At 46.7% G+C, this 22,835-nt stretch carries 23 protein-coding genes; 12 read left to right on the forward strand and 11 right to left on the reverse strand.

The features are described from left to right. Positions 1-49: 49 nt before the first annotated feature. Positions 50-2,086: a tetratricopeptide repeat-containing diguanylate cyclase gene (locus CWI82_RS00840; RefSeq protein WP_130202346.1), complete on the reverse strand. Its 2,037-nt coding sequence runs from the start codon at positions 2,084-2,086 to the stop codon at positions 50-52. 246 nt (positions 2,087-2,332) lie between these two features. Here CWI82_RS00840 and CWI82_RS00845 point away from each other — a divergent pair, with 246 nt between their 5' ends. After that, entirely contained in the window at positions 2,333-4,471 is a 2,139-nt protein-coding gene (locus CWI82_RS00845; protein WP_130202347.1) for a S9 family peptidase, read from the forward strand. 131 nt (positions 4,472-4,602) lie between these two features. Here the strand turns inward: CWI82_RS00845 and CWI82_RS00850 are convergent, their stop codons facing one another. Next, positions 4,603-5,322, reverse strand: a complete 720-nt coding sequence (locus CWI82_RS00850) for a YebC/PmpR family DNA-binding transcriptional regulator (protein ID WP_130202348.1) — start codon at positions 5,320-5,322, stop codon at positions 4,603-4,605. A gap of 54 nt (positions 5,323-5,376) precedes the next feature. Further along, entirely contained in the window at positions 5,377-7,377 is a 2,001-nt protein-coding gene (locus tag CWI82_RS00855) for a TonB-dependent copper receptor (RefSeq protein ID WP_130202349.1), read from the reverse strand. 137 nt (positions 7,378-7,514) lie between these two features. On the opposite strand from CWI82_RS00855, the gene CWI82_RS00860 reads away from it, so the two are divergent. From CWI82_RS00860 to CWI82_RS00880, 5 genes are all read left to right on the forward strand, one after another. Continuing rightward, a complete protein-coding gene (locus tag CWI82_RS00860; RefSeq protein ID WP_130202350.1) occupies positions 7,515-8,534 on the forward strand; it encodes a sensor histidine kinase in 1,020 nt (339 codons plus the stop codon). Continuing rightward, entirely contained in the window at positions 8,527-9,054 is a 528-nt protein-coding gene (locus CWI82_RS00865; RefSeq protein WP_130202351.1) for a response regulator transcription factor, read from the forward strand. Before CWI82_RS00860 ends, CWI82_RS00865 begins: the two co-directional genes overlap by 8 nt. Positions 9,055-9,064: 10 nt before the next feature. Then, positions 9,065-9,607: a Tll0287-like domain-containing protein gene (locus CWI82_RS00870; RefSeq protein WP_130202352.1), complete on the forward strand. Its 543-nt coding sequence runs from the start codon at positions 9,065-9,067 to the stop codon at positions 9,605-9,607. 83 nt (positions 9,608-9,690) lie between these two features. Beyond that, positions 9,691-10,557, forward strand: coding sequence for an MBL fold metallo-hydrolase (locus CWI82_RS00875; RefSeq protein WP_126759745.1), 867 nt, complete (start codon positions 9,691-9,693; stop codon positions 10,555-10,557). 32 nt (positions 10,558-10,589) lie between these two features. Next, a complete protein-coding gene (locus CWI82_RS00880) occupies positions 10,590-11,531 on the forward strand; it encodes a YeiH family protein (RefSeq protein ID WP_233340164.1) in 942 nt (313 codons plus the stop codon). Here the strand turns inward: CWI82_RS00880 and CWI82_RS00885 are convergent. Further along, positions 11,512-12,261 carry a sulfite exporter TauE/SafE family protein gene (locus tag CWI82_RS00885; protein ID WP_233340165.1) on the reverse strand — a complete coding sequence of 250 codons (750 nt, stop codon included), beginning with the start codon at positions 12,259-12,261 and terminating at the stop codon, positions 11,512-11,514. The two genes, CWI82_RS00880 and CWI82_RS00885, sit on opposite strands and share 20 nt — an antisense overlap. A 150-nt stretch (positions 12,262-12,411) precedes the next feature. On the opposite strand from CWI82_RS00885, the gene CWI82_RS00890 reads away from it, so the two are divergent. The 4 genes from CWI82_RS00890 (at position 12,412) to CWI82_RS00905 (ending at position 15,330) form a co-directional block, all read left to right on the forward strand. Continuing rightward, entirely contained in the window at positions 12,412-13,308 is an 897-nt protein-coding gene (locus CWI82_RS00890; protein ID WP_130202353.1) for an MBL fold metallo-hydrolase, read from the forward strand. 30 nt (positions 13,309-13,338) lie between these two features. Then, positions 13,339-13,971, forward strand: a complete 633-nt coding sequence (locus CWI82_RS00895; RefSeq protein WP_126759743.1) for a peroxiredoxin — start codon at positions 13,339-13,341, stop codon at positions 13,969-13,971. Positions 13,972-13,985: 14 nt separating this feature from the next. Beyond that, on the forward strand, positions 13,986-14,588 hold the full coding sequence (locus CWI82_RS00900) for a 4'-phosphopantetheinyl transferase family protein (RefSeq protein ID WP_130202354.1): 603 nt from the start codon (positions 13,986-13,988) through the stop codon (positions 14,586-14,588). Between the two features lie 61 nt (positions 14,589-14,649). Then, entirely contained in the window at positions 14,650-15,330 is a 681-nt protein-coding gene (locus tag CWI82_RS00905; protein WP_126759741.1) for a dUTP diphosphatase, read from the forward strand. Here the strand turns inward: CWI82_RS00905 and CWI82_RS00910 are convergent. The 3 genes from CWI82_RS00910 to CWI82_RS00920 all read right to left on the reverse strand — a co-directional run bounded on the left by CWI82_RS00910 (position 15,327) and on the right by CWI82_RS00920 (position 18,253). Continuing rightward, positions 15,327-16,244, reverse strand: a complete 918-nt coding sequence (locus CWI82_RS00910) for an META domain-containing protein (RefSeq protein ID WP_130202355.1) — start codon at positions 16,242-16,244, stop codon at positions 15,327-15,329. The two genes, CWI82_RS00905 and CWI82_RS00910, sit on opposite strands and share 4 nt — an antisense overlap. 144 nt (positions 16,245-16,388) lie before the next feature. Then, the gene (locus CWI82_RS00915) at positions 16,389-17,390 is read right to left on the reverse strand and encodes a cytochrome-c peroxidase (RefSeq protein WP_130202356.1); all 1,002 of its coding nucleotides are present in this window, start codon (positions 17,388-17,390) and stop codon (positions 16,389-16,391) included. 83 nt (positions 17,391-17,473) lie between these two features. Next, a complete protein-coding gene (locus CWI82_RS00920; RefSeq protein ID WP_130202357.1) occupies positions 17,474-18,253 on the reverse strand; it encodes a thioredoxin family protein in 780 nt (259 codons plus the stop codon). Positions 18,254-18,398: 145 nt separating this feature from the next. Between CWI82_RS00920 and CWI82_RS00925 the strand changes: the two genes are divergently transcribed. Next, positions 18,399-18,581, forward strand: a complete 183-nt coding sequence (locus CWI82_RS00925) for a YgaP family membrane protein (protein ID WP_126759738.1) — start codon at positions 18,399-18,401, stop codon at positions 18,579-18,581. Positions 18,582-18,606: 25 nt separating this feature from the next. Further along, positions 18,607-19,266: a cupin domain-containing protein gene (locus CWI82_RS00930; RefSeq protein ID WP_130202358.1), complete on the forward strand. Its 660-nt coding sequence runs from the start codon at positions 18,607-18,609 to the stop codon at positions 19,264-19,266. Here CWI82_RS00930 and CWI82_RS00935 read toward each other — a convergent pair. From CWI82_RS00935 to CWI82_RS00950, 4 genes are all read right to left on the reverse strand, one after another. Further along, positions 19,255-20,391: an alanine racemase gene (locus CWI82_RS00935; protein WP_130202359.1), complete on the reverse strand. Its 1,137-nt coding sequence runs from the start codon at positions 20,389-20,391 to the stop codon at positions 19,255-19,257. The two genes, CWI82_RS00930 and CWI82_RS00935, sit on opposite strands and share 12 nt — an antisense overlap. A gap of 29 nt (positions 20,392-20,420) precedes the next feature. Next, the gene (gene mscL, locus CWI82_RS00940) at positions 20,421-20,870 is read right to left on the reverse strand and encodes a large-conductance mechanosensitive channel protein MscL (RefSeq protein WP_126759735.1); all 450 of its coding nucleotides are present in this window, start codon (positions 20,868-20,870) and stop codon (positions 20,421-20,423) included. Between the two features lie 96 nt (positions 20,871-20,966). Next, positions 20,967-21,998 carry a bifunctional glycosyltransferase family 2/GtrA family protein gene (locus tag CWI82_RS00945; protein ID WP_130202360.1) on the reverse strand — a complete coding sequence of 344 codons (1,032 nt, stop codon included), beginning with the start codon at positions 21,996-21,998 and terminating at the stop codon, positions 20,967-20,969. An 85-nt stretch (positions 21,999-22,083) separates the two neighbouring features. Beyond that, complete coding sequence (locus CWI82_RS00950; RefSeq protein ID WP_233340166.1) at positions 22,084-22,731, reverse strand: glutathione peroxidase; 648 nt, start codon at positions 22,729-22,731, stop codon at positions 22,084-22,086. Positions 22,732-22,835 lie beyond the last annotated feature (104 nt).

The raw sequence follows: 22,835 nt of genomic DNA on the forward strand, positions 1-22,835 counted from the left end.
TTTAGTTCAGGTGAGAGCCCCGAATGTTTTGCGACACTCGGGGCTTTTTTTATGCGTCTTTTGCTTGCTCAGGGCCGTGAATAATTTCCACGCTAATCGCATCTTGTTCAATAGCACCAGGGAGGTCAGTTTCAAGAAGGTTTTGAACTTCAGCAAACGGCTTGTTGAGCGCCATGACGCCCCACGCTTGATTACGACCATGAACCTTTCCGGCGTATAACACCATATCCGCCAATTGCAGGGTGTCTTCCCAGCCCATTTGATTTTCTTGTAGATCAGCGAATGGATAGCTGATAAAGCCGGCTGTGGCGGTAATCCAAATCTCACGATCGCCCGATTTGATTGGGGTCGAACCAATCACATCCAGCATGCGCTTCGCCATACCTGGCAGTTTGCTTTGCTCAGTATTGGTCAGGTAAATCAAGAACTCTTCACCCCCCCAACGCACGACCAAATCTGAATCGCGAGAAACCTGTAGCAGTCGCTTTGACACTTCAATCAAAACGTCATCGCCGGCTGCGTGACCTAAATTATCATTGATGCGTTTGAAGTGGTCTACATCGAGTAGCAACATGGCATCATGGGCTACTTTGTGCGGTGCTCGCAGTTTATCTTGCAAGGCGCGGCGATTTAAAAGTCCGGTTAGTGGGTCGCGCACTGACTGTTCAGCGAGCATGCTGTTGGCTACCTTAAGTTCGCGATTACTGCGTCGTGCAGCACGGTATAACAACACCACTAAAATCATGGCAAACAGGGCAACTACAACAAATAGAGTTAAAATTGTGCGCTTCTGACTCTCGTTTTCGATGAGTTGCTGGTTAAGTTCATTCTTTTGCGACAGCAACTCAATCTGCATTGCTTTGTCTTTGCTGTCGTAGAGGTTTTGCAGTTCAGCAATACTTTTTTGTTGGTCGCCTTTGTAAGCCGTTTCGCGTAAGCGACGTTGCTCGAGCAACACATCGATCGCCTGATTCAAACGATTGACGTGAATCAATGCTTCAGCGTACTCCCCCAATAACCGCTCGAACTCGGAAGGAGGCCAAGCCTCGCGAGCATTTTTAACAACAGTCTGCATTTCAGCAAGGCCTTGCTCGACATCCCCCAAATACACGTCGACATAGCCAAGATTAAAGTGGATAACGTCTGGGTTGTATTGCTGTGGATTTAACTTCGCAATCGAGTAAGCTTCTTGTAATACGGTTTTTGCTTCTTCATAACGGCCGATACGAATATCGACATCGCCCATGTTGTTCAACACGGTCAAGTAATTATTAATTTGGTCCGGATTGTCTTTTAAGCGTTGCTTTAATTGTTCGTAAATGCCGAGCGCCGTATCAAAATTCTCTTGAGCGCTCTCAACATAAGCTCGTTGCATCATGATTTCAGTACCTAGCTGCGCCATGAGGCCGTTATCTGTCGCAAGCTGTTCGGCGTCATCCAATTGTTCTATGGCTAACGCATAATTCTTTTGCTGAGCATATAAATTAGCGATCTGTAACTTGGTTGAAATCAACCGGATTAGCGTACGCGAATCGTCGGTTTCGGCGACGGCGTCGGCAGCATAAATGAGATGTTCAAGAGCCCGGTCAAATTGACTGCGCTGCTGATACAAGTAGGCCGCAAGATTATTGACAAAGTACTTCACACGCGGGATTTGCGCTTTCTCAAGAGGAATTAACGCGTCATTTAGGTTCGCCATGGCGGCGGAAATTTTGCCTTGCATCGCAACAATTAACAGTGCTGTTGCTTCGACTTCTGCTTGCGCATCTGCAAGATTGCTTTGCATGGCGATACGACGGACTTCTTCAATCTGTTCAAAGGCTTTGTCGTAATTCCCTAGGTACGCATGATCGAGCGCAATATAACTTAGCGTACGCACGCGTGTCATGATCGGCGTATCGGCTGTTAAGTCATTGCGGATATCGGTTAACTGCTGGAGTGAGGTTTCTGTATTTGCAGCGTTCAGCACGGCATCCAAACGATCTTCGATGGTTTGGTCAACAGCCGGCGTTGCGAGTTCTTGGCCATCCACAGGGGTGACCTGAAAGCTAAACAGTAGCACAATGAGCAATAAGAACTTAGGCATCCGCCCTCCCAGAACAAGTTAACTTTGCCTAAAACATCGTCAGTTTGTCACGACTGGTCGGACGTGTATGCGCAATTGCGGCGAGTGTGCGCTATGAACGTTTGTAAGATGGCTTGTTAATCTTATGTGTTATACGCTCGATGATACCTCATTTTTTGAGCAAACGTAATAACTTGTAACACTGTTTTTTGGCGCATTTGAAAATGTGCCGTATAGTTAAATTTCCATCAAAATCGGAATAACAATATGGCTTTAAAAAACCGTTTATATCCCACTAGTTTAATCCTTTCAGCGCTTTGGTTAGCGGCATGTAGCCCAGCATCTCAACAAACGACGACTGAATCGACTGTCAATCCACCGATTGCTGAACAACGTCCTTTCGTAGTCGAGTCGCCGCAGGGTAATCGTCAAGACTCGTATTACTGGCTCCGAGATGATACGCGTACGGATGCCGATGTGTTGGCGTACTTAGAGGCTGAAAATGCATATTATGATGATTATCGTGCTGACTATGCGGAGTTAACGGCAACGCTCGAACAGGAAATCATTAGTCGCATTAAGCAAGACGATACCTCGGTGCCGTATCAAAAGGGCGACTATTTGTACTCAGTAAAGTATGAAGCGGGTAAAGAATATCCAATTTATATTCGCGCTGACAAAGACGGTAATGAGCAAGTCATGTTAGACGTGAACAAGCTTGCTGACGGGCAAAGCTATATGAACGTCGGTAATATCGCCGTGAGCCCTAACCAACAGTTAATGGCCTATATGGTTGATAATACCGGTCGCCGTCAGTACGAATTGCGTATTCGCGACTTAAGTACCGGTCAAGACAACGGCCAAGTGCTAACTGGACTTTCGCCAGCAATTGCTTGGGCGAAAGATAATAAAACACTGTTTGTGATTGAAAATGATCCGCAAACATTGCTTTCAACTCGGGTGATGAAATATCGCATTGGCGAACCGGCCAACACCGCTGAACTCGTCTATGAAGAAAAGGACAACACCTTTTATATGTGGGTGAATAACACCACCGACGGCGAATATATTCAAATTAACCTCGACCAAACGGTGTCGACCGAAGTGCATGTACTAGACGCCGATGAGCCAAATGGCGAATTCAAGGCTTTAGCGCCGCGCGAGCGCGATTTTCAGTACAGTGCGGATCACTTGAATGGCCGTTGGATTATTCGTACCGATCTCAATGCGCCAAATTTCCAGATGATGCAAGTCGCGCATGAAAATATTGGCGATAAATCAAAATGGCAGCCTCTAGTTGAACATCGTGATGACGTATTTATTCAAGACTTTGCGGTGTTCAGTAATTACCTTGCCATTAATGAGCGCAGTGATGGCTTGCGTCGCATTCGCATCATGCCTTGGAATGCTCCTGAAGAAGCGAAGTTTATTGCCTCCGACGAAGAAGCCTATGTCACTGTGTTTGAACGCAACGTGCAACAAGATACCGACACCTTGCGCTATACATACAGCTCATTAACCACACCTTCGACGATATATGCCTACAATATGGCGACCGGCGAGCAAGAGTTATTAAAGCAAAACGAAGTACCGAACTTCGATGCAAGTCTTTATGAAACCGCACGCACCTGGGCGACCGCAGATGATGGCACAAAAATTCCAGTGTCACTCTTGTATAAAAAGGGGTTCAAACAAGATGGTACGGCGCCGCTTTATCAATATGCCTACGGCTCTTACGGGAGCAGCTCGGACCCATACTTCCGTTCCACAATTTTCAGTCTGGTTGACCGTGGGTTTGTGTATGCCATTGCCCATATTCGCGGTGGTCAAGAGATGGGACGTCAATGGTACGAAGACGGCAAGCTGTTGAAGAAAATCAATACGTTTACTGATTACATCGACGTGACGGAACATTTGGTGGCAGAGAAGTACGCTCATCCGGATAAAGTGTTTGGCATGGGCGGCAGTGCTGGTGGATTGCTCATGGGTGCAGTTGCCAATATGGCACCTGAACATTATCGCGGCTTGATGGCACACGTGCCGTTTGTTGATGTGGTTACCACCATGTTGGATGAAACCATTCCGCTAACGACCAATGAATTTGACGAGTGGGGTAATCCAAAGTACCAACCGTACTATGATTACATGTTGTCGTATTCGCCGTATGACCAAGTGAAGAAGCAAGATTACCCAGCCATTTTAGTCACCACGGGCTTACATGATTCGCAGGTACAGTATTTTGAACCAGCAAAATGGGTCGCAAAATTACGGACTCATAAAACGGATGCGAATCCGCTGATGTTTAAAACAAATATGAGTGCCGGACACGGCGGGAGTAGTGGTCGGTTTGCACGAATGAAGGAAATTGCGGAAGAGTACGCCTTCATCTTAAACCTACTGAAGTAACGAAAAGCGTTCTTCGTTGTTCGTTATTAGTAATTCGTAGCCCGGCGTTTTACGCCGGGTTATTTTTTCACGAACAACGAACAACGAACAACGAACAACGAACAACGAACAACGAACAACGAATAACGAAACTACCACTGGGCGTTGTGGTAGACGTTTTGTACGTCGTCACAATCATTCAGCATATCGAGCAACTTCTCCATTTGCGCAATATCTTCATCGCTCGTTAAGTCAGTCATGATTTGCGGTAGATACTGAACTTCGTCCACTTCAAACTCGATGCCCTCAAAGGCTTCCTGTAATGCAACTTTTGCTTTATGCGATTCGGTGTGCGGTGCAAATACGGTAATGAAGCCCTCATCGGTTTCAATGTCGGTTACGTCAACATCGGCCATCATCAACGCCTCCAGTGCGGCTTCCTCGTCATCACCAGCAAAACGCAAAATAGCGCAATGGTCAAACATGTGTGAGACGCTGCCTGGTGCGCCGAGCTTGCACTTGGTTTTGGTGAAGCAGTTACGTACTTCACCAATGGTGCGGTTCGGGTTATCTGTAAGCGCGTCAACCATAACCATACAATTGCCTGGACCAAAGCCTTCATACATGGCTGGCGAGTAATCTTCGCCAGCACCGCCTTTGGCTTTATCAATCGCTTTTTCGATAACGTGCGCGGGAACTTGGTCCTTCTTGGCGTTATCAATCAAGCTACGTAACTGCAAGTTCGCATCGGGGTCGACTCCGCCTTGCTTTGCCACGACATAAATTTGACGACCGTACTTGCTGTAAACTTTGCTTTTTGCAGCGGCCGTTTTGGCTATCGAATCTTTTCGGTTTTGATACGCGCGACCCATAAATTGCTCTCAATCATGTTTGGTTATAAATGAAGTTGGCAATTTTATACCCAGTTACAGGTGATAATCCAGCTTAAACCAGAAAGTACGACCTGGTTCGTTGACCTGTGTGGTTTGTTCGAACCCGGCAACCATGGCACCGGCAGTGCTTAAGTGCTCGGCATAAAGCTTATCCAGTGCGTTATCAACACCAAAGCTAATCCGCCAACTGTTCGAAATGCGCCAGTGGGCATTGAGTGCTAAAGTGCCAAAGCCCGCTGTTTCTTTGAAGTCATTGCCAACAATATTGCCCTGGCCAATGGCAACTCGGTGTTGATTATCAACCACGCGCCACAAGCCAGCAAATGTCCAATCGTGGTATTTGTATTCTGCGCCAAGCTTTAGTTCTAGCGGTGGCTGCTGTGCCAACGGGCGTTCATCAGTTAAATTGCTACCGTGAGTGTATGCAAAGCTTGCATCCAGTAACCAACTTGCTGACGGCCGGTAAGTGATCATGGCTTCACCGCCCCAGCTTTCGGCGTTAATTGCCCGAACCAAATCAGGGTTCATCATCATGCCGTTTTCAATCAGAATAAAATCATCGACGCGGTTATAGAAGCCACTGAGAATCCATTCAACTTCACTCTGGCGGTAGTGGTAACCCACGTCGAGCTGATGGGTAAGCTCCGAGCTAGTATGAAAAGAGCTGGCGCTCGTGGTGCTCATGTTTTGATTACCGATCAGCTCCCAGAAGTCAGGAAACCGCTCGGCACGACCAATACCGGCATACCACTGATGCGCGTCAACGGTATATTCATAGCGAACAAAGGCACTGATTAAGTCATCATCGCGACGTTCGTCCATGGTCGGATTCGGACGTGGTGCATGCATCATGCCTAAAAACTGGCGTTGATCTTGTGCCTTCCAATTATCTAAGCGCACGCCACCAAACAACTTGCTACGGACGGTTGGCGCAAAACTTGCTTCGGCAAACAGCCCGGTTTGCTCAATAACGGCATCGGCAAGGCGCGAACGTTCTTCATAAGGTTTAACTGGTTGATTCATAGTCATGCGTTCGCGATGACTATGATATTGGTGGTCGATACCAAGTTGAAGCTTCGACCAAAAATCGCTGTCAATAGTAGCCACCATGCGACCGCCGCGGGTATAGCGGTCTGGGTTTTTCACGCTTGGATTAAGCATTGCCATAGTTGGCGTAAAGGTTCGTAAACTGTAGTTATCCATTACATGGTCGACATAACCAAAGTACACGTGCGTATCGAGTTCGGCGAGCCAGCTCACAGGGTAACTTTCGCGCCAACGCAAACTGGCGCTGGTGCGGTCGAATAGCGCACCATCCATAGCACGGTCCGCGTAGGCGGCTTCTGCGCCGCTTTGGCCAAGGGTCAGCAAAACCACTGTATCATCATCCGGTGTCCAACCAACTTGCGTATCAACGCCCCAACGTTGATAAGCGCTATTGACTTCAACACCAGCACCATCTTCGTAGTTGTCGGCTTCACTGTAACTGGCGTTGAGGCGCCAAAAACCATTGTCATTGCCGGCGGTATAGTCGGCAGTGCCTTCGAGTCGCCCCCAAGAACCACCGACAACACTGACTTGCCCTGGGCTCTGGTTAGGTTCAAATTGATAGCTGGTGCGTTCAAATAACACTGTGCCTGCCGCAGGACCATACAGCACGGTTTGCGGCCCTTTAATGATGCGGATCTGATCATAGTTTTGTGGATTGATATAGGCTGTTGGCGGGTCCATACGACCAGAGCAGCCACCAAGTACCATTTGGTCATCGCTATTAATGGTTAAGCGTGAACCGGCCGCGCCCCGAAAAACCGGGTCGCCACTAGTTCCGCCTTTGCGAATCAGCGAAAAGCCAGGAATGGCCTTTAAATAGTCTCCGCCATCATGCGCAGGTAAAGGCTGCTGCGGCGCTTTCGGATCTTTTACCAATTCAGTTGAGCTTAACGGGCGAGCGCCGGTAACAACAATGCGCTCTAGTTCGGTTTGGTCAACGTCTTGTTGGCTGAGTAACAGCATTAAATAGAGTGTGGTGAGCATAACGGCATTCCTTGTAAATAGTGAATGCGCGAATTATCAACTGATTGATTTCAAAAAGGATGTGGCAAAGTGTCGCAGCTGGAATTCTCGTCAATCTGATGCATACTTAAGAGGTACTTAAGAAGGAGCTAAAACATTTGACCATCCGGGATATTTTAACGGCAATCATACTACTGCTCATTACGGTGCTCGCTAACAGCTTCATTTGGCTAAACGGCGCGGCAACGAACCCTTATGCCGTGTTGATTCTGGTCCCGATGGCGGCAGCCATGTTGCTCTTACCATTTCGTTTAGCATGGTTGGTCATTGTTGTGGGTGTCGCAGGGCAACTGATGCAGCTACAGGCGCCACTACCCACTAATCATCAGATGGATACCCACTATAGGGCAATGGTGTATGGTCAAATTTTCGCTGGCTTGCTCCTTGGGGTGACCTTACATATCTTGCGTGTGCGCATTGTGCGTCAGCAACAAGCCTTACGAGCCTTGCATCAGCGCCAACATCGCGACGAACAATTGGTAACTATTGGTACCGCTGCGGCGCAATTCAGTCATGAGGTTGCCACGCCCATCCAGACCATACAGTTTATGCTTGAAGATGTGCGGCAACGCTATCCAAACGATGAAGACTTGCAGCGAGCAGAGCAGCAAATTAAGCGTATTCACAACTTGCTATTAGATTGGCGGCAAGTGGCCGAAGATGTTCGGACTCACCGTGTACTTGAGCTGCAAGTAAACGAACTCGTTGAGCAGGTTCGCGATGCATTGCTGATTGCCCGTCCCGATATTCGTGTGCATTGGCATGACGATGAACAGCCTGGCTGTGTTATTCAAGCAGATCGAACATTAATCCCAGCCATTTTAAGCTTGTTGCACAACGCTGCCGATGCAGCGCCGCTCGATTCGAAAATCGACGTTAAAACGCAAGTTGTTGAGAACACTTGGCAGATGATTATTCGTAATGAGGGCGAGCCACTTGATGCTCCTCGAAAGCGTGGGTTAGGGCGAGAGCTGCTGCCAAGTAGCCGTGGTGTTGGCGCTGGCGCGATGCTGAGTTATGCAACCTTTGAGCGGTTCGGCGGTACTGTAAGTTGGCATGTTGAGTCGGGGCACACCGTGACTGAGATTTGTATGCCAGTGGAGGCTCGTCATGGCTGACACCGTGCTGATTATTGATGATGACATTAACCTGCTGCAGGCGCTGAGTAGTCGGCTGGAACGTGCGGGCTATCAAGTGGTGACAGCAGCGACGAAAGCCGAGCTCGATATGCAGCCTTGTGCGCAAGTCGATCATATTCTTTTAGATTTAAAGTTCGGTGAAACGAACGGTTTAGAGCTAATCAAACCATTGAAAATGCGGTTTAATCCTAAGAATCTAGTGATTTTAACTGGCTATGCGAGCATTGCCACATCAGTAGCAGCGATTAAGGCTGGAGCGACCGATTATCTTGCCAAGCCAATACAAACGCAGGTTTTACTGCAAACCCTGGCAACAGACGAGGAATTGCCGCCTGAGTTGAGTGACCAGCCACTGACCCCAGCCCAATTAGAGTGGGAACACATTCAACGTGTTATGCAAGAACACCAAGGTAATATTTCTGCCACCGCAAGGGCGCTCGGTATGCACCGCCGCACTTTGCAACGCAAATTAAGCAAGCATTCACCCCTAAAGCAGTGAGGTACCGATTATGAAACGAAAAATCTTAGCATTAGCCGTTAGTTTATTGAGCACCACCGTGCTTGCCGATGATCGTCAAACGATTGAAAAGTCGCGTCAATTATCACAAGCATTGCAGCAACAACTTGGCGCTGAGCTAATGGCAGCTATGAAAGCACAAGGGCCTGTTCATGCCATTCAAGTTTGTAATGAAAAAGCACCTCAAATTGCTCAATCACTAAGTACTGAAAGTGTTATTGTTGCTCGTACTGCATTGCGTGTGAGAAACCCAAAAAACGCGCCAACCGGGGAACAAAAAGCCGTGATGAAGTACTTTGCTGAGCGACTAGCTAAAGAGCCAAGCCAAGTACCAGAAGTGCTTTACACCACAAGCAACGGTGAACAACAGTACATGCGTGCAATCGTTATGCAACCCCAGTGTGCCGCGTGCCATGGCAGCGCAGTTAATCCTGAGGTGAAACAAGCGGTGCTTGAGAACTATCCGAACGATGCGGCAACAGGTTTTGAAGTTGGTGATCTGCGCGGCTCGTTCGTCGTAACTTGGCTTGAGTAGTATCTGAACCAAACGGGTTTAACCCGCGCAAAAAGTAGTTTAGTATTTACTAAATTAATCAATTTTCTTGATGAGGTTGAGTGATGTCAGCAGTACAAGTGAAAGCATTTTTGGACGATGACAGCGAAACGTTTAGCTATGTGGTTTACCGTGAGGATGAACGAAAAGCCGTTGTTATTGATCCGGTCTTAGATTTTGACTACAAGTCGGGTCGTACGAGCACACGCGGCGCTCAACGCTTAGTTGATTTTGTCAAAGCTGAAAAATTGCAAGTAGAATGGGTGTTGGAAACGCATGCGCATGCCGATCACTTATCTGCAGCTCCGTTTGTGAAAGAGCAGGTTGGTGGTCAAATTGGCATTGGCGAGCACATCAAAGATGTGCAGAAAATTTTCAAAGATGTGTTTAACCTCGAAAAAGAATTCCTACCGAATGGTCATCAGTTTGATCATCTATTCAAGGATGGTGAAACGTTTAAAGTCGGCTCGATGACGTTTCGTGTCATGCATACTCCAGGGCATACCCCAGCAGATTTGTGTTACATCGTCGATGAAGAGAAAATTTTTGTGGGCGATACGTTATTTATGCCTGATGTTGGTACCGCGCGTTGCGATTTCCCTGGCGGAAGCGCAAGCACACTGTATCAATCGATTCAGAAAATTTTGGCATTACCTGAAACAACGGAAATTTATATTTGCCATGATTATCCGACACAAGGGCGCGAGCATGAGTTTAAGACTACCGTGGCGCAGCAACGTCAACACAGCAAGCACGTTCACGATGGCGTGACGGAAGCTGAATTTGTGAAAATGCGTGAGGAACGCGATGCGACCTTAGAGATGCCGCGGCTGATTTTGCCGTCAATTCAGGTTAATATTCGGGCGGGACACATGCCGCCAGCAGACGCAGACGGCAAAGTGTATTTAAAATTGCCGATTGACCAACTCTAAGCAAGCGTCAATCTCCACCGCAAAGGTGAGTTGTGACTCATATTAAACCGGCATTGTTTTGGCTTGTCGGCATTCTAACGTTGACGCCTTGGATCAGTGCGCCGGTTGCTTTAATTCTCGGCGCGCTGATGGCCCACTTCAGTGCCATTCCGCCGTATATTCAACCAAGTATATTGGTGAAAAAGCTACTCGCAATTGCGATTGTGGCGTTGGGCTTTGGTGTGCAACTCAATGTGGCTTGGCAGGTGACCAGTGATTATTTTGCATTGATGGTCACTAGCATTGTGGTGACTTTGCTGTTGGCGCTGGGGCTCGGTCGACTATTTAAAATGGACACCACCACGAGTCACCTGTTGGGTTCAGGCACGGCCATTTGTGGTGGTAGTGCGATTGCGACAGTGGCCCCAGCCATTCATGCCAGAAACGATCAAATGGCTCTAGCGCTGGCCAGTGTATTTACTCTCAACGCTGTTGCCTTGTTAGTTTTCCCAATCATTGGCACCGCTTTGGGTCTCAACGAACAAACATTTGGTGTGTGGGCGGCCATTGCCATTCATGATACCAGTTCGGTGGTCGGCGCGGCACAAGCATACGGCGACCACGCATTACAAGTGGCGACAACGTTAAAACTGGCGCGAGCTCTTTGGATCATTCCATTGGCACTCATTTCGGCGCTTGTCTACCAGCGCATGACGAAAACCGAAGGACAACGCAACATCACTGTTCCGTGGTTTATTCCAGGCTATATCGCCGCCATGTTGTTTGCGTCATCGCTGCCGCAATTCGATACTCTATACGCTGCTACGTTTAGCGTTGGTAAGCAGTTACTGGTTTTCTGTTTGTATTTGGTGGGGGCGAGCATTACCGTCGAACGGCTTAAAGCAGCTGGCTGGCGTCCGCTGCTTTTGGCCGTTGTGTTATGGTTAGTTATTGCGACGCTATCGTTAGTGTGGCTTACAGTACTGACTGGCTGAGTACAAAAATAGCCATTAAAATCAGAAACACAGCAAATGCCTTTTGCAGTTTCTGTCGCGGTAAACGAGCGCCAATCCACGCACCCGCATAGCTTCCGACAATGCCGGCGATGGAAATAATCGCAATAATGACCCAATCGAATTCATAGCCTTGTGCACTAAGAGCCGCATAGTATTTGGCAAAGCCAACAAAGGATTTCAGCGCGATAATCATCAAACTGGTACCAATAGCGAGAATCATCGGTACGCCACCTAACAGTACCAACGCGGGCACAATTAAAAAGCCGCCGCCAACACCAACAAATCCGGTTATTGCTCCCACCACGAGACCGTCAATAATCACGCGAACAACTTTCACATCATTTGGTGTATCGGTCGTGCTGCGACCGCGCCACATCATCACCGAGGCAATAGCCATCAGCACAACGAATACTAAGAGCTGAATGCGGCTATCAACCGCCGCACCGCCCCATGCGCCAGCGTAGGCACCAATCATGCCCGGTATACCGAACAACCAAACGTGTGGCCATGAGACGATCTTCTTGCGAGCACTTAATAACCCGCCAAACAAACTGATGAATGCAACAATCAACAAAGACGATGCAATGGCGAGATTGGCAGGCATGTTCACAAGATAGAGTAAGACAGGAACCGTAAGGATCGAGCCACCCGATCCAAAAATGCCGAGGCTTAAGCCGATTAGTATCGCGCCAATAATCGCTTGAATCATGAAGCCTTCTCCTACTTGTTATGTCGACTATGAGACACTAAAAACAACAATCTTTCAATCGAGTGAGCCGATTACGAAAATCGACCATTGCAACTTGCGAAATATCATCATAGCACTTACTTTAGGGATATACGAAATAAGGAGGGTGTTATGAAAAACATGATCCGTTTTAGCCCATCAACTGGCTCTAACTCACCAGATGTCTGGGGTGTTTATGAAGCCGACACTGGTTCAATTCAATATGTTGTTGCTGATCCAGCAACGCGCAAAGCTGCTTTAATCGATGTGGTACAGAATTTTGATCCGCGCTCAGCGCGAACCGACTTTTCAAGCGCAAATCAGGTGCTTGAGTTAGTGAATGAAAACAATCTCGAAGTGCAATGGGTACTGGACACACATCCGCATGCTGACCATATGATGGCATCGTACTACTTGAAAGAGAAAACTGGCGCACCGAATGCCATCGGCGAAAAAGTTAACGAAATTGCGAAGCTTTGGAGCGACTACTATAACTTACCTAACCAATTTTCACCCCGTGATGACTTTGATTATCTCCTCAATGAAGGAGACACATTCAAAATCGGTGAACTCGATGTGCAAGTTTGGCTATCTCCGGGACACACTTTAGGCTCAATTACTTATATTGTTGGTGACGCAGCGTTTGTGCATGACACGTTCATGTATCCAGATAGCGGTACCTCGCGAGCAGATTTTCCTGGAGGCACGTCCAAAGATCTGTGGGCAACCTTGCAACGAATTTTGTCGTTACCAGAGAACACGCGCTTATTTGTCGGGCATGACTATGGCAAAGATGGTCGTGAGCCACAATGGGAAGCCACAGTCAAACAGCATAAGTTAGAAAATATTCATCTTGCAGGGAATGTAACCGAAGCGCAGTATCGTGAACAACGTGATGCGCGGGATGCCACGTTGGCTTTGCCAGACCGCATGTTACACGCGCTGCAAGTGAACTTACGCGCCGGTAAACTGCCTAAGCCAGAGGCTGACGGTGCATCGTACTTTAAAATACCAGCGAATAAGTTTTGATTGGTACTTAACAGAATAGAGGAAATGAAAATGGGATTACGTATTGGCGATATCGCACCTAATTTTAAAATTGAAACCACCAAAGGTGAAATTGATTTTCATGAGTGGTCAAAAGGTTCTTGGGTATTCTTTTTTAGTCATCCTGCCGACTATACGCCGGTGTGTACCACAGAAATGGGACGTACATCGCAACTTGCAGGTGAGTTTGAGAAGCGTGGTGTGAAACCTTTGGGTCTTTCAACGGATACCGTTGAAGAACACTTAGGTTGGATTAACGACGTAAATGAAACACAAAACACCAACCTGCAGTTTCCAATTGTCGCAGACAAAGACAAGAAAGTAGCCGCGCTGTATGAAATGATTCATCCAGGCGAAAGTGAGACCGCGGCGGTGCGTTCGGTGTTTATCATTGATCCGAACCACAAAATTCGTCTAACCATGACCTACCCAATGAGCGTTGGTCGTAACTTCACCGAGATTCTACGTGTGATTGACGCATTGCAAACCGGCGACCAATTCGGCGTGGCGTGTCCGGCTGATTGGCAAGTGGGCGGTGATGTGATCATTCCACCTAGCGTATCGATGGAAGACGCAAAGAAAAAATTCCCACAAGGTTTTAAAACCGTGAAGCCTTATTTGCGTTACACTAGCGTAAACAAATAACCTTCAATTGATGAATGATTGCGACCGCCTACTCAACAAATTTTGATACGTTACTCCCCGCGCTTGAGGCATGGGTAACTGAAGCTGAGCGCGAGGCGGCGCAAGCTTATCGACAAGAGCCACGTCAACAGCAATTTCTTGCTGGGCGTGGCTTATTACGTTGGCTTGTCTGCACTACTTGGCATTGTGCTGCCGGCGCTGTATCGATAACCCGCCAAGAAAACGGTGCGCCGTTACTCTCTGTTGGGGGGCAAACATGGCAGTGCTCGATTAGTCATACCAAGGGTGCCGTTTTAGTTGCCGCAAGCCCTGAATATGTGGTTGGTGTTGATGTTGAACGCATTAAACCTCGCAAGCGTTTAGCTGAACTTGTCGCGAATTACCAAGATGGTTTTTTTGCCGATTTGTCTGCTGAGCATTGGCAACGATTTTTTGAACGGTGGACTCTTGCTGAGGCGGTGACAAAGGCTGAGCAGGGGCTGCTGTTACAAATACTCAAACGACCAGTTGCGAACTACCAAACTGATGCGACACATGAACACCACGATGATTTTATGTTGTGTTGTTACACGCCGAAATTTACCGACTCAGTCACTTTTCAACGCTTTCCCAGCTAAGCCTTCAATGGTAATCTTGCTTTCATAATCCTTTATACGATCTACCATTAACGAGAGCGCCATGACTCCAGAACAAGCAAAGCAATTGGTTGAAATGCAAATTGCATTTAACCAAGTCATCGATCCGTCTTATCCGGAAAATCCGCAAGTAAAACGCGACGACGTGAAAGCAATATTGGTCGAACTCGGCGAGTATTTTGAGCATACAGCGTACAAATGGTGGAAGAAGCAATCAGCCGATTGGGCGCAAGCCAATATGGAGCTCATCGATATCCTGCATTTCGCCATATCTGATGCGGTCGAAAATGCCTGTGCGCGAGGCTTGAATCATGAACAGGCGGCAGAAGAAGTTGCTGCACTGGTTCTTCAAGGCGCCACTGGCGGGGCAACCATTAACGATGGTAAAGAAATCGTCGTCGCCCTTGCGAAAGATGGCGATGCGACCAAAGCGTTACAGTGCGGAAGTGCTTTTTTCGCGACGTTATTTGCCGCGCTCATTGATGCTTATGGTGATGCGAACACAGTTTACCTGACCTATATTGGTAAAAATGCCCTGAATAACTTACGTCAACAACGCGGATATAAGCAGGGTACTTACATTAAAATGTGGCAAGGTCGTGAAGATAACGAAGTGATGATGGAGTTGCTTGAGGCGCACGAAGAAGCAATTATTAATGCGCCTCAACCATTACAACAAGCTCAGCAGTTGCTTCTTAGTCACTATGACGAGCAAGTCGCTTAAGATGCTTTAACGAAGCGCAGCAACGTTTCATTGTTGTTGCGCAATTGCAACGTGTTGCCATTGTCACCCACTTCGAAACCGGTCACTTGATCAAGCGCTTCAAATAGCGCTTGCTCGGCTGACATCTGTTCCTGAGAGCACATCATTTTCGTAGCGGCTAACGGATTAAAGCTGAGCCCCTCACCACTTAATTGAAAGTTACCTTGAAAACGATTGCAGCCACTGTAACCAAATACCGAATTGTCACTCATAAACTGAATGGTCGGCGGCTTATCGAGCTCACTAGCGTGTAACTGCCACGATGCCCCCGAAAGGAGTCGTTGTGGCTCACCCGCACAGCCACTGAACGATGTATCATCACGGGTTAATTTTGCTGTGTATGGATAAGGCATGCCGGACATGGAGTCGCGACAGATAGCGTCTGAAATTTGCAGTACTTCGTCAGTACGTAGTTTTATTTCCCAAGTATTTCGAGAGGTATCGTTCAGTCGAGACGTTTCTATTTTCGGGTAATCACGATCCCCAGTAGGCTGACGTAGCGATGCGCTACCATTATTGACGTGCACAAGCCAGAAGGGCTCGTTGCCGCGCGCACTAAATTGTTGCGGAAGGCTTGCTTTGTCGATACACAGCGGATAAGGCTGCCCAGCGATGGTTAACTGTGCTTGTGAGCCTTTATTCCAAAACTCAAGCTCTTGTTGTTGGTTAACGTATAGCGCGCCAGATGCACTCGTTTTGGCATCGAGCGCAACACGTTGATCGCCAAACCGAAGTTCGACGTTTTGATTTGAAAAGGTTGCTTCTACGTCAAGTGCACCGCAACCGTACTCAACTGTGGTCGATTGCGGTGCGTTATCACAACCTGTTAAAACAATGATGCTACCAAGCGCTGATAATGCATAAATCAAACGCATCTTAGAATCCTTCACCTAACTGACGCCCATGTTATCTGTTATGACCGTGTTTCAAGTGAATGATTCCATTTTTTAATAATCGCTATTCTGCTTATGGCATGTTCATTAAAGTCACAAGACCAAAAATTATTAAATTCAAAAATTTTACTGGAACGGGTTCGGCCGCGGTGTATTCTCGCCAGAAGGTGGCAACAGGGGCAATGATATTTTTGGGCGCTCACCTGTGAGAGATTCCATAAATGCAACTAAATTTGCCAATTCATCTTTGGTAAAATTGCGACCTAATTGAAGTTGCCCCATAATTTGAGTTGCTTCTTCCAGAGTGTTTGCGGCGCCATCGTGAAAGTATGGGTAAGTGATAGCAACATTCCTTAAAGTCGGCACTTTAAACATAAAGCGATCTATTTCTTTGCCGGTCACGTCATAACGACCTTGCGAGGGGGAATCTGACTCATAAGGTTGTACTAATCCCATTTTCATAAATGATTTACCGCCTAGAGCTTCGCCATAGTGGCATGCAACACATCCCGCTTGTTTGAATAGCTGGTAACCCGCAAGTTGCTGCTCAGTAATGGCGTTATCGTCACCTTGGAGCCATCGATCAAATGGTGCATTTGGCGTAACTAGCGTCTTTTCAAATTCAGCTATGGCATCTGTAATATGATCAAGCGTCACTTGGTTTGTACCATAGACAGCCTCCACTTGTGAGCGATAGCCGGGAATCGACTGAATAACATCAACGGCTAGCGTATGCGGCATCGCCATTTCAACATTTGCAGCAATTGGCCCTGCAGCTTGCTCTTTCAAATCTAATGCACGCCCATCCCAAAACTGCGCGATTTGTAGGCTGGAGTTAAAAACTGTTGGGGAGTTGACCGGGCCGGCTTGCCACTTGTGACCAATCGAGGTCTTTAAATTATCTGTTCCACTATATGAAAGATTATGACAAGTATTGCAAGAAATAATGCCAGACATGGATAAACGTGGGTCAAAAAATAGTTGTTTACCCAACTCGACTTTTTCTGGTGACTCACTTACATATGGTTCAATCACCTTAATCGGTTCATTTCGAACCTCTGCTTGCGCATGCGTTGCGGTTAAACAAATAGTAGAAAAAACTATTACAGATGCTGTTAAGGCTTTCATCAGGAATCTCCGTGTTGTTTTATTTTAGTATAATACGAAATATAAAAATTACATGGAGATTAATCAAATTTTCATCAATTAATTTACTGATTTTCCCATGAGAACGAATTCTCAAATTGGGGTAATTGAGCTGTGTTACCAGTGCGTAATGCGTCACCCACTGCCTTCGCTACGGCATTGCGATATTTTGCGAGTTCAATCCACACTTCTGTGAATTTTTTTGACGCAGGCTGTCCACTTTCTTTGTAAGCTTTTAATAACTCTCCAGCTACAATATAACCAGCATTGATGCGCTGTGCATGAAGCGTTTCGTATATTTCAATTTCTTTCTTTACTTCAAGTGACAAAGAGAGTTGTTCGGTTTTAGGATACTTCTGTTGCAGGAAGTAGCTATGGAAATCTTCTTGTGATTTTGAACGCGCATTCATCCATTCGTAAAAGTCGATGCGATTTGTAATAGTGCTACTGCTGGGTTCTACTATTAATACCGTGGGCGTTCCATAATAGGTTGGTAGTCCAAAGAAGCGAGCAATATCATAACCGCTCTCTAGGTAACCCACGTTTACTGTCACTACTTCGTAGTGCTGGCTAATTTGCTCATAGAAATCAGGTTGCGAGAATTGATCAGCGATTACTTTGCTATCACTGCACCACGTAGCACCAAGAATCACCAGCAAATACTTATTTTCTTCGACAGCTTTTCTTTGGGCTATTTTTATATACTGTAAGTCAGAAGCTTGTTCTTCAAATTGAAACATCGGGAGAATTGTTGTTGATTCCGTGGGGGCAGTCGCAAAACTCACCGGGGTATAAAGATAAAAAGCAAAGGATAAACAGGCTGCTAATAAGACTAAAAAACGCATTTTTGTATTCCCAGTAGTGAAAGTACCTTGTTTAATTAGCTTGATTCTGCCATTTCTGGTACAGGGTTGCTATTCACATTTTCTTTCATTTGAGCGATCTATTGACTACTTTCTTTAGTAATAACTAAAAAACATCGGAGGCTTTATGGTCAACGTCGGAACACCGGATCGGATTATTCGAATTATCATTGGAATTGCACTGATTGCATGGAGCGTTTCTGCGGGAAATCTGTGGTGGATTCTTGGTGCAGTCGTACTTGCAACGGGTATCTTTCGTTTTTGTGGATTGTACAAAGTATTGGGTATCAATACCTGTTCAGTAAAATAAGCTGTTTCAAGGAGAAAGTAGTTCCATGTTTAATATGGATTTCTCACAACGTGTTGTGATTCGAAGCGCTGAGCTTGATTGGGTCAAAAGCCCAGCTGGAGGTGTATTGCGCAAGCCACTTGAACGCGAAGAAGCAGAACGTGGCCGCGCAACCAGTATTGTAAAGTATGAGCCCGGCGCTTCCTTTCAAACCCATCAACATCCGTTGGGCGAAGAGATTTTTGTACTCGATGGCGTCTTTTCCGATGAGCATGGCGACTACCCAGCCGGTACCTATATTCGCAACCCACCGGGCTCATCGCATGCCCCATTTAGTGAGCAAGGTTGTACATTATTCGTCAAGCTCCACCAATTTTCTGATACTGACCGTAATGTGGTGCGTATTGATACCAAAAATACGCCTTGGCTACCTGGTCAGGGAAATTTAGAGGTGATGCCACTACATAGTCATGAAACTGAACATTGCGCGTTGGTGAAATGGCCAGCCGGCGAAGTATTCAAACCACATCGGCATTTCGGCGGCGAGGAAATCTTGGTGCTAAGCGGCGAGTTTATTGATGAGAACGGGCGCTACCCAACTGGAACATGGATACGCAGTCCACACCTAAGTATGCATACGCCATTCGTTGAGCAGGAAACAATCATCTACGTAAAAACCGGTCACTTACCGTTATCACCAACCTAAAATGCGCGGCCAAATTTCGCGTTGATGTTGCGTGGTTTCCACCACGTAATGTTGGTGCATGGCTGCAGTCGCACACGCGTGGTTTGGCAATACACGTAGCTGGGTACCAATAGGGAAGTCTTGCACGGTGCGACTATCTGGTAGCGCAATAACCCCATGTTCTTGATTAACTTTGGTGACGCAAACATTGTCTAGCGGAACGCCGTTGCTGTCGCAGACAAGGCCGTAACCAAAATCTTGGTTTTGCGATGCCGTGCCACGGTCGCGTGACAGAGCCATCCAACCGGCATCGACCAATACCCAGTTTTTTTCTGCGTTATGGCCAATGATCGTCGTTACAACCGACATGGCGATATCGCTGAGAGTGCAGACGCCGAGGTTATACATAACCAAATCAAATGTGGTATACACCCCAGCGCGAACTTCGGTGATGTTGCTTAGATCTTCGGCAAAATGCGCTGTTGGTGTCGAACCGACGCTGAGAATCGGGCAATCAATGCCAAGCTCATGAATTTGTTCTGCTGCTAGACGAATTGCCGCGCATTCTTGTGCTGCGGCTTGCGCAATCTCTGCCGTTGTTGTTGCAGAATACGAGCCGCCCGAATGCGACATAACACCGGTAACAATCATGCCATTATCGTGAAGTAATTGGGCTATACGACCGATGAGTGCGCTGTGCGGAGGCAACCCACCGCGATGGTCGTCGCAATCAATTTCAATGAACACAGAAAATGAAACACCATGGTTTCGACCGTAATCGACGACCGCTTCGGCTTGCGTAATGCTATCAAGCAATATATGTAACTGAACGCCACGTTCAAGCAGCGCTCGAACTCGGCTGAGTTTATTCGCACTGATACCTACGGCGTATAGTAAGTTGCTATAACCCGCATCGGCAAAAGCCTCGGCTTCTGCTAAGGTCGATACCGTTGCCGGTGAGGATAAATCTGGTAATAAATAGCCCGCTGCATCTATCGAGCGTAAGGTTTTGAGATGCGGCCGTAGCTGACACTCAAGCGCCGAAATACGTTGTTGTAATCGCTCAGCATTACGAAGGAAACGTTGCTGGTCGATCAATAAAAAGGGCGTTTGTTCAGTTTCAAGCCACGGCACAACATCAGTCATGGATACAACCTATAGGTAATCAAAATTGGTTACGAAGATAACTCCGATGTACAAGCAGGGCAGCGTTTTGCCGCTAACGGAATGCTTGTTGCACAAAATTCACAGGTTTTTGTAGTGACCGGCGCAGCCTCTTCTTTCGTGCGTAGCGTGTTCATGCCTTTCACAAGGAAGAACACAGCAAATGCTACTATCAAAAAGCTAATGGTGTTGGTAATAAATAAACCATAATTTATTGTTACCGCACCGGCAGCTTGGGCATCAGCAAGCGCCACATAAGGGCCCGCATTCTCGACACCTTCGCGTAAGACAACAAACATATCGGTGAAGTCGACACCACCGAGCAACAAGCCAATCGGTGGCATAATAATGTCTGAAACAAAGCTTTTCACGATTGTACTAAAAGCTCCGCCAATAATAATACCTACAGCCATATCGACAACATTACCTTTCATGGCAAATTTTTTGAATTCATTCAACATAAGCGTCATCTCACTGTAAATAGCCGTAACCCATTGTTGCGGCAGTGTTATATGTTATAGGCGATATTTGGGATAAAAGATATGTTCAGAGCCAGATTACACACTACGGCGAAACACTAACTTTTTCTGAAAGCGATAACTCAGCAGAAAAACAATGATTTCTGCAACAGGTTTCCCAATAAATGGGGATAATCCAACAGCGTAAAGGGTTTTCGTAAATAGATAATTTGCGAAGACAAGCACAATAGCGAGTGTGGTGTATTTCAACGCATCAGTGGCGAGCGAACGGCCTTTACCAAATACCCATTGTCGGTTGAGTGTGAAGTTAAAAATGCCGGAAACAAGTCTTGCGGAGGCAATTGCGAATAGAATTTCTCCAGTCAATCCATAAACGAGAGCGAATAAACCATAATCTAGTGCTGCCGATGCAATACCGACACCAGAAAACTTCAGGAATTTTTTATAAATAAGGATGGAGTCTTGCAATGGGCGAAAGTGACTGCTGGCGTTACCTTGTTCATAAACGGTCGTGATCTCAATCGAGCGAAATGGAACCTCTTCCTGCTTAGCTAAAATCAGCATATCAAGTTCAAACTCATAGTGATCGCTTGGCGTGTGAACCAATGCATTGAGCAACTTGATTGGAATGCCACGTAATCCGGTTTGGGTGTCAGGGATATGAATACGCAAGCCCAGACGAAAGGTGTAACGAGCAAACGTATTGCCAAGCCATGAACGAAACGGAATACCTCGGCGTTTGAAATTTCGGCTACCAAGCCAGAGTTCCTGAGGGTTCTGGCGAAATTGATCCAGAACCCGAATAATATCTGTCGGTAAATGCTGGCCATCTGCATCGGCAGTTATCGCGCCGAGACTGTTGGGTTTATTATCGAGTATCCACTGAAAACCAGATTTCAGCGCGGCACCTTTGCCACGATTATCGTCATGGGTGAGTACATGCAAATTATCAATTTGCGGTAATCGGGAAAAAACATCAGCGCTGGCGCTACCGTCATTGATGACGACAATACTGTCATAGTGTTGGCGAAATTCCTGCAACGCTTCAATTAAGTGCAGTAGTTCGTTATTTGGATTGTATGCAGGTATTACAATGACTGGCTTTGACACAAAGTCCTCATCCTTTGGTTTGTGGTTATTAAGATAATGACCACAAACCGGGATGAGCGCAATATAAGAGTCGTTTGCCAAAGGCCTATTCAGCTGAACTTAAGTAGCGATCAATCACCTCAGTGATACGTTTATCCATGGGTTCTACTTTGCTTGGAAAACTCGTTACCTGTTTTCCATCTGCCGAAACAATGTATTTATGGAAGTTCCAGCCAGGGGCTTGCTCGGTAGCTTGAGTCAGTGCTTTGAAAATTGTATTTGCTTCGTCGCCTTTTACCGATGTTGTTGCCATCATTGGAAACGTGACGCCAAAATTAACGAAACAAACCGTTGCTGTCTCTTCCTCTTCGTTATGCTCTTGGCGAAATGAGTCGGAAGGGAAACCTAAAATAACGAAGTCTTCGTCTTTGTAGGCTTGATAGAGCTCCTCAAGCCCTTCGAACTGGCCTGTGTAGCCGCATTTGCTTGCCGTATTTACCACCATCACGACGCGATTCTTTGTTAGCTCGCATAAGTTGTGATTATCTTTCGAGTGTAACGCTCGCATACTGTGGTCGAACGTTGCTAAACATTCTTTATCCGTTGTAGCAAAGCTCTGTGCCGCACGCTGCGCTGTTGTCACCTCTTTTTGCGTGCCACCGGCAACAGCTGAAAATAAGGTAACACCAGCAATGCCTGCTGCCGCAATTAGCGCAATGCGCTTGCCAATTTTAGTTTGAACCGGTTGCTTCATTGTAAAAAGCTCCACAACAATTTGATGAAAGATGAACTACAACATACGACGATCACCAAGTAATAGCGATATCGTGATAAAAACGATCACTTTGATCGCGATGA

The organism is Pseudidiomarina tainanensis (genome assembly GCF_004214835.1).
Lineage (GTDB): Bacteria > Pseudomonadota > Gammaproteobacteria > Enterobacterales > Alteromonadaceae > Pseudidiomarina > Pseudidiomarina tainanensis.

Excerpts from the sequence above, each read along its gene's own strand:
- CWI82_RS00910 (WP_130202355.1), bottom strand. The coding sequence starts at position 16,244 with ATGCGTTTGATTTATGCATTATCAGCGCTTGGTAGCATCATTGTTTTA.
- CWI82_RS00870 (WP_130202352.1), top strand. The coding sequence starts at position 9,065 with ATGAAACGAAAAATCTTAGCATTAGCCGTTAGTTTATTGAGCACCACC.
- CWI82_RS00890 (WP_130202353.1), top strand. The coding sequence starts at position 12,412 with ATGAAAAACATGATCCGTTTTAGCCCATCAACTGGCTCTAACTCACCA.
- CWI82_RS00875 (WP_126759745.1), top strand. The coding sequence starts at position 9,691 with ATGTCAGCAGTACAAGTGAAAGCATTTTTGGACGATGACAGCGAAACG.
- CWI82_RS00855 (WP_130202349.1), bottom strand. The coding sequence starts at position 7,377 with ATGCTCACCACACTCTATTTAATGCTGTTACTCAGCCAACAAGACGTT.
- CWI82_RS00950 (WP_233340166.1), bottom strand. The coding sequence starts at position 22,731 with ATGAAGCAACCGGTTCAAACTAAAATTGGCAAGCGCATTGCGCTAATT.
- CWI82_RS00900 (WP_130202354.1), top strand. The coding sequence starts at position 13,986 with ATGATTGCGACCGCCTACTCAACAAATTTTGATACGTTACTCCCCGCG.
- CWI82_RS00920 (WP_130202357.1), bottom strand. The coding sequence starts at position 18,253 with ATGCGTTTTTTAGTCTTATTAGCAGCCTGTTTATCCTTTGCTTTTTAT.
- mscL (WP_126759735.1), bottom strand. The coding sequence starts at position 20,870 with ATGTTGAATGAATTCAAAAAATTTGCCATGAAAGGTAATGTTGTCGAT.
- CWI82_RS00915 (WP_130202356.1), bottom strand. The coding sequence starts at position 17,390 with ATGAAAGCCTTAACAGCATCTGTAATAGTTTTTTCTACTATTTGTTTA.
- CWI82_RS00845 (WP_130202347.1), top strand. The coding sequence starts at position 2,333 with ATGGCTTTAAAAAACCGTTTATATCCCACTAGTTTAATCCTTTCAGCG.
- CWI82_RS00935 (WP_130202359.1), bottom strand. The coding sequence starts at position 20,391 with ATGACTGATGTTGTGCCGTGGCTTGAAACTGAACAAACGCCCTTTTTA.
- CWI82_RS00850 (WP_130202348.1), bottom strand. The coding sequence starts at position 5,322 with ATGGGTCGCGCGTATCAAAACCGAAAAGATTCGATAGCCAAAACGGCC.
- CWI82_RS00930 (WP_130202358.1), top strand. The coding sequence starts at position 18,607 with ATGTTTAATATGGATTTCTCACAACGTGTTGTGATTCGAAGCGCTGAG.
- CWI82_RS00925 (WP_126759738.1), top strand. The coding sequence starts at position 18,399 with ATGGTCAACGTCGGAACACCGGATCGGATTATTCGAATTATCATTGGA.
- CWI82_RS00905 (WP_126759741.1), top strand. The coding sequence starts at position 14,650 with ATGACTCCAGAACAAGCAAAGCAATTGGTTGAAATGCAAATTGCATTT.
- CWI82_RS00885 (WP_233340165.1), bottom strand. The coding sequence starts at position 12,261 with ATGATTCAAGCGATTATTGGCGCGATACTAATCGGCTTAAGCCTCGGC.
- CWI82_RS00840 (WP_130202346.1), bottom strand. The coding sequence starts at position 2,086 with ATGCCTAAGTTCTTATTGCTCATTGTGCTACTGTTTAGCTTTCAGGTC.
- CWI82_RS00895 (WP_126759743.1), top strand. The coding sequence starts at position 13,339 with ATGGGATTACGTATTGGCGATATCGCACCTAATTTTAAAATTGAAACC.
- CWI82_RS00865 (WP_130202351.1), top strand. The coding sequence starts at position 8,527 with ATGGCTGACACCGTGCTGATTATTGATGATGACATTAACCTGCTGCAG.